The 8,667-nt window shown below is 61.6% G+C and carries 10 protein-coding genes and 1 pseudogene; 7 read left to right on the top strand and 4 right to left on the bottom strand.

From position 1 onward, the window contains the following. Positions 1–136 precede the first annotated feature (136 nt). The 7 genes and pseudogenes from feoB to E0L29_RS08800 form a co-directional block, all read left to right on the top strand. Positions 137–1,873: pseudogene (feoB, locus tag E0L29_RS08830) on the top strand (ferrous iron transport protein B); the annotation flags it as partial. Positions 1,874–1,949: 76 nt separating this feature from the next. Then, a complete protein-coding gene (locus E0L29_RS08825) occupies positions 1,950–2,180 on the top strand; it encodes a FeoC-like transcriptional regulator (protein WP_131357864.1) in 231 nt (76 codons plus the stop codon). A 57-nt stretch (positions 2,181–2,237) separates the two neighbouring features. Beyond that, positions 2,238–2,591: a hypothetical protein gene (locus tag E0L29_RS08820; RefSeq protein WP_131357861.1), complete on the top strand. Its 354-nt coding sequence runs from the start codon at positions 2,238–2,240 to the stop codon at positions 2,589–2,591. Between the two features lie 54 nt (positions 2,592–2,645). After that, complete coding sequence (locus E0L29_RS08815) at positions 2,646–3,149, top strand: flavodoxin (RefSeq protein WP_131357858.1); 504 nt, start codon at positions 2,646–2,648, stop codon at positions 3,147–3,149. Between the two features lie 36 nt (positions 3,150–3,185). After that, positions 3,186–3,806, top strand: coding sequence for a ferritin (locus tag E0L29_RS08810; RefSeq protein WP_242664341.1), 621 nt, complete (start codon positions 3,186–3,188; stop codon positions 3,804–3,806). A 70-nt stretch (positions 3,807–3,876) separates the two neighbouring features. Continuing rightward, a complete protein-coding gene (locus E0L29_RS08805) occupies positions 3,877–4,230 on the top strand; it encodes a DUF2023 family protein (RefSeq protein ID WP_131357855.1) in 354 nt (117 codons plus the stop codon). 129 nt (positions 4,231–4,359) lie between these two features. Then, the gene (locus E0L29_RS08800) at positions 4,360–5,046 is read left to right on the top strand and encodes a metal-dependent transcriptional regulator (protein WP_131357853.1); all 687 of its coding nucleotides are present in this window, start codon (positions 4,360–4,362) and stop codon (positions 5,044–5,046) included. Between the two features lie 49 nt (positions 5,047–5,095). Here the strand turns inward: E0L29_RS08800 and E0L29_RS08795 are convergent, their stop codons facing one another. From E0L29_RS08795 to E0L29_RS08780, 4 genes are all read right to left on the bottom strand, one after another. Next, positions 5,096–5,284: a 4Fe-4S binding protein gene (locus E0L29_RS08795; protein WP_131357850.1), complete on the bottom strand. Its 189-nt coding sequence runs from the start codon at positions 5,282–5,284 to the stop codon at positions 5,096–5,098. Positions 5,285–5,456: 172 nt separating this feature from the next. Then, positions 5,457–5,891 (bottom strand): photosystem P840 reaction center protein PscD, encoded by a 435-nt coding sequence (gene pscD / locus E0L29_RS08790; protein WP_131357848.1) that lies wholly within the window; start codon positions 5,889–5,891, stop codon positions 5,457–5,459. A gap of 147 nt (positions 5,892–6,038) precedes the next feature. Next, entirely contained in the window at positions 6,039–7,952 is a 1,914-nt protein-coding gene (dnaK, locus tag E0L29_RS08785) for a molecular chaperone DnaK (RefSeq protein ID WP_131357844.1), read from the bottom strand. A gap of 82 nt (positions 7,953–8,034) precedes the next feature. After that, positions 8,035–8,433 carry an Hsp20/alpha crystallin family protein gene (locus E0L29_RS08780; protein WP_131357841.1) on the bottom strand — a complete coding sequence of 133 codons (399 nt, stop codon included), beginning with the start codon at positions 8,431–8,433 and terminating at the stop codon, positions 8,035–8,037. Between the last annotated feature and the right edge of the window lie 234 nt (positions 8,434–8,667).

The following is an 8,667-nucleotide window of genomic DNA, read 5'->3' as shown; positions in this document are numbered from 1 at the left end:
TGCTGAGAATTATGAAATGATCAAAGATAGCAGGCGATTTGAAATCGGTAACGAGAAAAAGTCGCCGTATATTATTCTCTTATAACGCTTTGCAGGGATTTATTTTTTCAACAACCGGACACTAGTGGTCGCCCACCATGACGCCGACTGGTTCGCGCTCAAGGTGCTCGAGGGCGACCAGCTGCTCGAGGAGCGGCTCGACGGCGCTTCCTCCATTGCCGAAAAGGCCCGGGGGGAGCTCTCCTCTGCGCTCGGGGACGATGCCGACATCGCCATCGCGGACGCCCACTACCGGTTCATCGCCACCATTACCGCCACGGCGGTGCGCAGGAGGGCGGCGGCAGGCCGTACGCTGAGCGACAGGATCGACGCCGTGGTGCTCAACCGTTATCTCGGCATCCCGATATTCCTTCTCGTGATGTACCTGATGTTCCTCTTCACGATCAACGTGGGCGGTTCGTTCATCGATTTCTTCGACATTGCCGCGGGAGCGCTCTTCGTCGACGGGTTCGCTCTCCTGCTTTCGTCGGCCGGCTCCCCGGAGTGGCTGACGGCCATCCTTTCGACCGGCTTCGGCGGCGCCCTGCAGACCATGGCGACCTTCATTCCGCCGATCGCCTTCATGTTCCTTTTCCTCTCCTTTCTCGAGGATTCCGGCTACATGTCGCGCGCGGCCTACGTGATGGATCGCGGCATGCGGGCGATCGGCCTTCCCGGCAAGGCCTTCATCCCGCTGCTCGTCGGGTTCGGCTGCAACGTGCCGGCCGTGATGGCCGCCAGGACGATGAGCGACCGGCGCGACCGGATCATGACCATCATGATGGTTCCGTTCATGTCTTGCGGCGCCAGGATGCCGGTGTTCGCGCTCTTCGCCGTCGCCTTCTTCCCGGTCGGAGGGCAGAACCTCGTGTTCCTGCTCTATCTGCTCGGCATCGCCGTGGCGGTCATGACGGGATTCATCCTCAAGAACACCCTGCTCAAGGGCGACGCCTCCCCCTTCATCATGGAGATGCCCCCGTGGCATATGCCGAGCTTCAGGGGCGTGTTCCTGAGGGTATGGGACCGTTTGCGCTCCTTCATCGTCAGGGCCGGCCAGGTGCTTGTTCCCGTCATCATGGTGCTCAGTCTCATGAACTCCATAGGGACCGACGGCTCGTTCGGCAACGAGGACACTGAGAACTCGGTGCTGTCGGCGACGGGCAAGGCCATCTCCCCGGTGTTTGCGCCCTTCGGCGTGAGCGAGGAGAACTGGCCCGCCGCGGTTGGGCTCTTCACCGGCGTTTTCGCCAAGGAGGCCGTCGTCGGCACCCTCGACAACCTCTACGCCCGGATGGATGCCGATGAGGCGGCCGCGGCGGCGGGTGATGGAGGCCTCGAAGAGGAGGAGGCGTTCTCGCTTCCCGGGGCTTTCGCCGAGGCGCTCGGCACCATTCCCGATAACCTTTCCGGCGTGGCCGGTTCGATGCTCGACCCGCTCGGCATCTCGGTGGGGGATGTTTCGGATTCCGAGGCGTTCGCCGAGGAGAACGAGGTCGGTTCCTCGATCTTCGGTTCGATGGTGGGGCTCTTCGACGGCACGGCAGGCGCGTTCGCCTACCTGGTGTTCATCCTGCTCTACTTCCCCTGCGTTGCCGCCATCGCGGCGGTCTACCGGGAGACGAACCTCGCCTGGACCCTGTTTGCCGGAGCCTGGACGACCGGCCTGGCCTGGATCTTTGCGGTGCTCGCCTACCAGATCGGGACGTGGTCGGCCCATCCCGGCTCTTCGGCCGCCTGGGTGCTCTCCGTGGCGGCGGTGCTTGCCGGCTCCGTCGGCATCATGTATGCGGCCGGAAACGGCTGGTTCAAAAAGAGCGGAGCAGGGGCGAACTGAGACCCTCTTCCGCTTCCGGGAAGGGGCTCGTGTGTGGCCCCTTCCCGTTATTGTATCAACAAAACCTCGACCGCTTATGACTCTTTCGGCCATCAGGCAGTACCTCGCAGAGAACGGCGGCGCAACGCTGCCGGAGCTTTCCCGGCATTTCGATGCCGACCCTTCGCTCGTCGAGTCGATGCTCGAGCACTGGATCCGGAAAGGGCGCGTCGCCCTTGTACCTCCGAAGCCGTGCGGCCCGTCCTGCTGCGGAGGATGTTCCTCCCATGGCGCTGCGCGCTACCTGTGGTCGGGTGGAGAGGCGTGAGGGCAGGCTTTTTTTTGCCCGCCCCACTATTTATATAAAATCTAAATAAGAGGGCCCATGAACCAATCCTGTCAGTCGGGGGACCCGGATTCCGGCGTGCGCTGTTTCGTCAGCCGGTGTTCCTGCGGGGCTCATCATATCCACTACCGCCATGCGGTGGTGAAGGTCGGCCGCAACGCGCTCATGCGCATCATGGAGGAGTGCCTCCTGAGGGAGCGCAAGGGGCCCGAGCTCAACAGGGACGGCTATCGGCTTCCCTTCGTCATCATGCTGGGGATCGTGACGCTCAGCGTGCCCTGGAAGGAGTTTGCGCTCTTCAGCAGGGTCATCGGGGAGGCTGTTTCGGACGAGATCGGGATTGCCGAGCTCGCCGCCAGGCTCGCGATGCCCGGAAGCGGCATGGAGGGCTGAGTCCCGCCTGTACGGAGCGTTTTTTTTCAGACAACCATTGAACAACGAGAAACCATGAAAAGAACAGGGATTTTCTTCGGGACGCAGACCGGCAACACCGAGGCCGCCGCCAACCTCATCGCCGCGGCGTTGGGCGTCGGGGCGGCCGACGTGCGCGACATCGCTTCCGCTTCGCCGGAAGATTTTGCCGGCTACGACACGCTCATCCTCGGCACCTCGACCTGGGGGGCAGGGGAGCTGCAGGACGACTGGCGGGCGTTCCTTCCGGGGTTCGAGAGGATCGATTTCTCCTCCAGGACGGTCGCCCTTTTCGGGCTCGGGGACCAGTTCTCCTACGGCGACTGGTATCTCGACGGCATGGGGGCGATCTACGACCGGCTTGTCGAGCGGGGCGCGCGGGTCGTCGGCGCCTGGCCGGTGGAGGGATACGAGTACGCCGGGTCGCAGGCCGTGCGCGACGGGCGGTTCGTCGGCCTTGCCCTTGACGCCGACAACCAGGACGAGCTGACGGCCGACCGGGTCCAGCAGTGGGTCGGGCAGCTCCAGTCCCTTGTATAGTTCGCGCCGCGAGGCGGTTTTCTTCAACAATAAACCATGAACGCAATGCTCAAGGACACCATTCTCGAAAAACTGAACCGGCAGGTCAACCTCGAGGCCGTTTCGGCCCACCTCTACCTCCAGATGAGCTCGTGGCTGATCTCGCAGGAGCTCGAGAGCGCCGCGGCCTTCTTCCGGCGGCATGCCGATGAAGAACGCCAGCACATGATGAAGCTCTTCGACTACATCAACGAGACCGGCGCGCTCGCCCTCGTCGGCAATGTCGAGATCGCGGCCCCGACGTGGGCAACGCATATCGAACTGCTCGAGGCCGCATACGCCCATGAGCTCAAGATCACCGAAAGCATCAACGACGTGGTCGACACGGCCCTCGCGGAGAAGGATTATTCAACGTTCCAGTTCCTGCAGTGGTACGTGGCCGAGCAGCATGAGGAGGAGCACGTCTTCGGCACCCTGCTGCACAAGGCGCGCATCATCAACACCGTCGACGGCCGCGCGCTCTTCCGTTTCGACGAGGAGGTCCGCAAGTCGGTGCTCCGTCACGAGCACCACCGGCAGCAGCCGATGTTCCTGCAGATGGGTCCGGTTCCGGGGCGCCACGAGGCGCATGACGCCCATGACGGGCCGCACCATTGCGACCATCATACCCGTCGCTGAACCATAACCCGCAACGCTGCGGAGGGTCCCTGGGGCCCCCGCGGCCCTGCACAAGACAAAGGAGAATGTCATGAAAGTCCTCATCCACCACATCTACGAGTACCGCAAGGGGCTCCGCAGCCTCGTGATGCACACCCTGCCGGCTGCGTGTATCGGGGAGGCCACCGGGAAGCTCCGCCGTTTCGGCATCGAGTTCCATCTTCAGCCCTGCCTCCCCGACAAGGTCAATATCTATTTCGGGGCGCCCGAGTGCGTGGCCGTGGTGCGCGAGATCACTCGCGGCAAGAAGCTCGTGGAGATGACCCCCGAGGAGGATTTTGTCCTGGGTTCCATGCTCGGCTACGGCATCCGCAACCAGTGCGGGCGCTATCTGAAGAAGGTGGGGGCGGAGTCCGGCCCTGTCGCCATCCACCGCTGCGCCTGAATGATTTGCTTCATGCGTCCGGCGGGGAGTTTCTCCGTTTCCGTTGCCACGGCGCCTGGGGCCTTTCCCCCGGCTTCCCTCCTTTGTGCCGGGGGTGTTTTTTTTGAATACGCATAACACCGAATCCATATGCTGACAGAATCCAGCGAAATGTATCTCCAGGCGGTGTACCGCCTGACGGAAAAAACCTCCCAGACCTCGATCGGAGCCATCGCCCGGCATATGGGTTTCAGCCTCTCGACCGTTTCCGAAAAGGTCAGGCGGCTCGCCGACGAGGGCTTTCTCCGCCACGAGTGGCGGGAGCAGGTCTCCCTGACCGGGAAAGGACGGCTCCGGGCCCTCGGGACGCTCAGGAAGAGGCGGCTGCTCGAGACCTTCCTGTATGAAGAGGCCGGTTACGCCATAGAGGAGCTCCATGAAGAGGCCTGCCGCCTCGAGCATGTCATTTCGGACCGCCTGGCCGACGAGCTGAACCGGTTGCTCGGTTACCCTGAGCGCGATCCGCACGGCCACCCTGTTCCGACGCGGGACGGCTCCGTCGCCGATTCCGACCTGGCCTCACTTGCCGAAACCGGAGAGGGGGAGGAGGTCATGGTGGCGGAGCTCGGCACCTCGGATCCCGATCTGCTCAAATACGCCTTCGGCGTCGGGTTCATACCGGGCGCCCCCTGCAGGGTGTTGAAAAAGGCTCCCTTCAGGGGGCCGGTGACGGTCGAGGTGGGAGGTACTGTTGAGGCGCTCTCGTACGAGGTTGCCGAAATAGTCGGGGTGCAGGATCTCGGTAAAGGGGTGGGGAAAAAGACGGCGGAAGGGTAGGGGGCTGCCGCCGTCCCCTGTTCGGGACCGGCGGCCGTTGCCCTCGGCTTCATGCGCTTACGATGCATTCGGCCGGACAGACCGAAACGCATGCCGGGTTCTCGGCATACCCTTCGCACTGGGTGCAGGCCGCCGGATCGATCTGGTAGACGTCGTCGCCGGCGCTGATGGCGTTGACCGGGCATTCCGGTTCGCAGGCGCCGCAGTAGGTGCATTCGTTGGTGATGGTGAGTGCCATGGTCGTAATGGGCTGGGGTTGAATGGAGGCTTCGTTTTTCTTACGGTGGAAAGATACGCAGCCAACCGGCCGTTCGTCAATGGCGAAGAGAGGAAGGAGGCGGGCCGAACAGCAGGAAAGCCACCCTGATGGATGGCTTTCTCGCTTTACTGGTCCCGGCTCTCTGGAGTCCTTACTTGAAGAACTCGTCGAGCGAATAGGTCTGGCGGTCGATCTCGACGGCAAGCTGGCGCTTGATGCTGTCGTAGAAGACGGGGATGTCGCGCATGGTCCACTTGACGCCGCGGTTGTCGAAGTCGATGACGTAGCGGTTCTCGTTGTCGAGGATTTTCTGGCTGAGGTTGATGCCGATGTCGGGAAGGGTGCTCATGACGTAGAGGTCGATCTCTCCGTTCATGACCTTGTCGACCATCAGCTTGGTCGGGAGCAGTTTCCTGCGTCCTGCCGCGGGGCTGATGGAGAGTTGAAGGGCTCCGTTGCGGTCGCGCTTGGCGGAGGTGATGAAGTACTTCTCCACTTTGTGGACGGCGTTGCCGGACCAGGGGCCCGAAACGCTTGCACGAACCTGGTTGGGTGCGGTGAAGGGTCGGCTGAGCTGAGATTGCATCGCTGGTGCGGTTTGATTAGCAAAGTTGACGCCTTCTGTTCCGGCATCATGCCTTCAATAGCTTCTAAATTACTAAAACAGGAATAAATAACAAAGGGATTCCCGTAACGGAATCCCTTTGAAGGTACTGCGATGCCGGCGGCTTCGTTATTTTTCGTCGCCGTCGATCACCTCGTATTCGGCGTTCTCGACAGCGCCGTCCTGGCCTTTCTTCGAGCCGCCGTCGGACGGGGCCCCGCCCTCAGGAGCGCCGGCACCCGGTTCCTCGCCCTGGTAGAGGTTCGAGGCGACCTCGGCCCATACCTTCGAGAGCTCTTCCATCGCGCTTTTGATCGACTCGATGGTGCCGTTCTTGTGGGCGTCCTTCAGCTTCTCAAGCGCGCCTTCGACCTGGGGCTTCTTGTCGGCCGGGATCTTCTCGCCGAGCTCGGAGAGCTGCTTTTCGGTGCTGAAGATGAGTGCGTCGGCGGAGTTCTTGACCTCGATCTCCTCCTTGCGCTTCTGGTCCTCTTCGGCATGGAGCTTGGCGTCCTCCTTCATCTTCTCGACCTCGGCGTCGGAAAGCTTGCTGGAGGATTCGATCTTGATGCTCTGCTCCTTGCCGGTAGCCTTGTCCTTTGCCGAGACGTTCAGGATGCCGTTCGAGTCGATGTCGAAGGTGACCTCGATCTGGGGCATGCCGCGCGGCGCCGGCGGGATGTCGCCGAGGTGGAAGCGTCCGAGCGTCTTGTTGTCGGTGGCCATCGGGCGCTCGCCCTGCAGCACGTGGACTTCGACGGAGGTCTGGTTGTCGCCGGCCGTGGAGAAGACCTCCTGCTTGCGGGTCGGGATGGTGGTGTTTGCGTCGATGAGCCTCGTCATCACGCCGCCCATGGTCTCGATGCCGAGTGAAAGCGGGGTAACGTCGAGCAGCAGCACGTCGGTGACGTCGCCCTTCAGCACGCCGCCCTGGATGGCTGCGCCGATTGCGACGACCTCATCGGGGTTCACGCTCCTGTTGGGCTCCTTGCCGAAGAACTCCTTGACGAGGGACTGTACCTTCGGAATACGCGTCGAACCGCCCACAAGGACGATCTCGTCGATCTCCTTGAAATCCACCTTCGAGTTCTTCACCGCGCGGCGGCAGGGCTCGAGGATCTTGTCGAAAAGATCGGAACACATGCCTTCGAACTTGGCGCGGGTGAGGTTGATGACCAGGTGCTTCGGCCCCTCGGGGGTCGCCGTGATGAAGGGGAGGTTGATCTCCGTGTCGGTCCTCGAGGAGAGCTCGATCTTGGCCTTCTCTCCAGCCTCTTTCAGGCGCTGCAGCGCGATCGGGTCGTTGCGAAGGTCGACGCCCTCCTGTTTCTTGAACTCGTCGGCCAGGAAGTCGATGATCTTCTGGTCGAAGTCGTCTCCGCCGAGATGGGTGTCGCCGTCGGTGGACTTCACCTCGAAGACGCCGTCGCCGAGTTCGAGGATCGAGATGTCGAAGGTGCCGCCGCCGAGATCGAAGACCGCGACCTTCTCGTTGGACTGCTTCTTGTCGAGGCCGTAAGCCAGTGCGGCGGCCGTCGGCTCGTTGATGATGCGCTTGACCTCAAGCCCTGCGATGCGGCCGGCGTCCTTGGTCGCCTGGCGCTGCGCGTCGTTGAAGTAGGCCGGAACGGTGATGACGGCCTCGGTGACCTTTTCGCCGAGGAAGTCTTCGGCCGTCTGCTTCATTTTCTGCAGGATCATCGCCGAAATCTCCTGAGGGGAGTAGGTCTTGTCGTTGATCTTCACGCGGGCCTCGCCGCCCTCGTTGACGACCTCGTACGGTGCGATTTTCTTCTCATTGGGCACCTCGTCGAACTTGCGTCCGACGAAACGCTTGATCGAGAAGATGGTGTTCGTGGGGTTGGTGATGGCCTGGCGTTTGGCAGCCTGGCCCACAAGGCGGTCTCCGTTCTTGGTGAAGGCCACCATCGAAGGCGTGGTGCGGTTGCCCTCGGAGTTCTCTATGACGGTCGGCTGCGTACCCTGCATGACTGCGACGCAGGAGTTCGTGGTGCCGAGGTCGATGCCGATGATTTTTCCCATGATTCGTCTGTCCTTTCTGTTATGATGTTAAAACATGGGCCCCCTTTACTGCCGCGGGGGCCCTTCAGCGGTTTTCCTTTCCTCAGGAGATCGTGATCTCCTTGGTGCGGCGCACCGGTTGCGCTTTCGGCAGCGTCACGTGCAGCACGCCGTTCTGGAAGTCTGCCCCGATGTTCTCCTGGTCGATGATCTCGCCGAGGTTGAAGCTTCTCGAGAAGCTTCCGTAGGAGCGCTCGACCCTATGGTAGTTCTTGTCGTTCTCCACGCTCTCCTTCTTTCTTTCCGCTTTGATGGTGAGTACGTCGTCCTCGATGTTGAGCGCAATCTTCTCCTTCTCGATCCCGGGAAGTTCCGCGTCGAGGTGGAAGGCTTCGGCGCTCTCGGAAATATCGACCTTGAATGCCGGTGCTGCGGGCATCTGGCTTCCTGACCATATATCGTCGAAAAGCCTCAGGGGGTCTTTTGCCAACTGTACAAGCATATCTGTTCTCCTGTTTGGTTCAGCTGTTGGTGATCTTTTCTTTCACTTGATTCTGAGTACCTGACTCATCAGGAGTAATAGCTGCAAATGGCGTGCCAAACCCGATTCCGGGCTGTGATGTGTCATGTTTCGGGAGAGGTTGTCAGGTTTCTGACAGAAAAGTCCGACTTTCCTGTCAGTCGGAAACGAGTCGGGCGGCCACGTGGCCGCCCGGAAGTTCTGCTGTGGAGCTGG

Source organism: Chlorobium sp. N1, assembly GCF_004332115.1.
Classification (GTDB): Bacteria; Bacteroidota; Chlorobiia; order Chlorobiales; family Chlorobiaceae; genus Chlorobium.
This window is presented reverse-complemented; position numbering and strand designations above follow the sequence as displayed.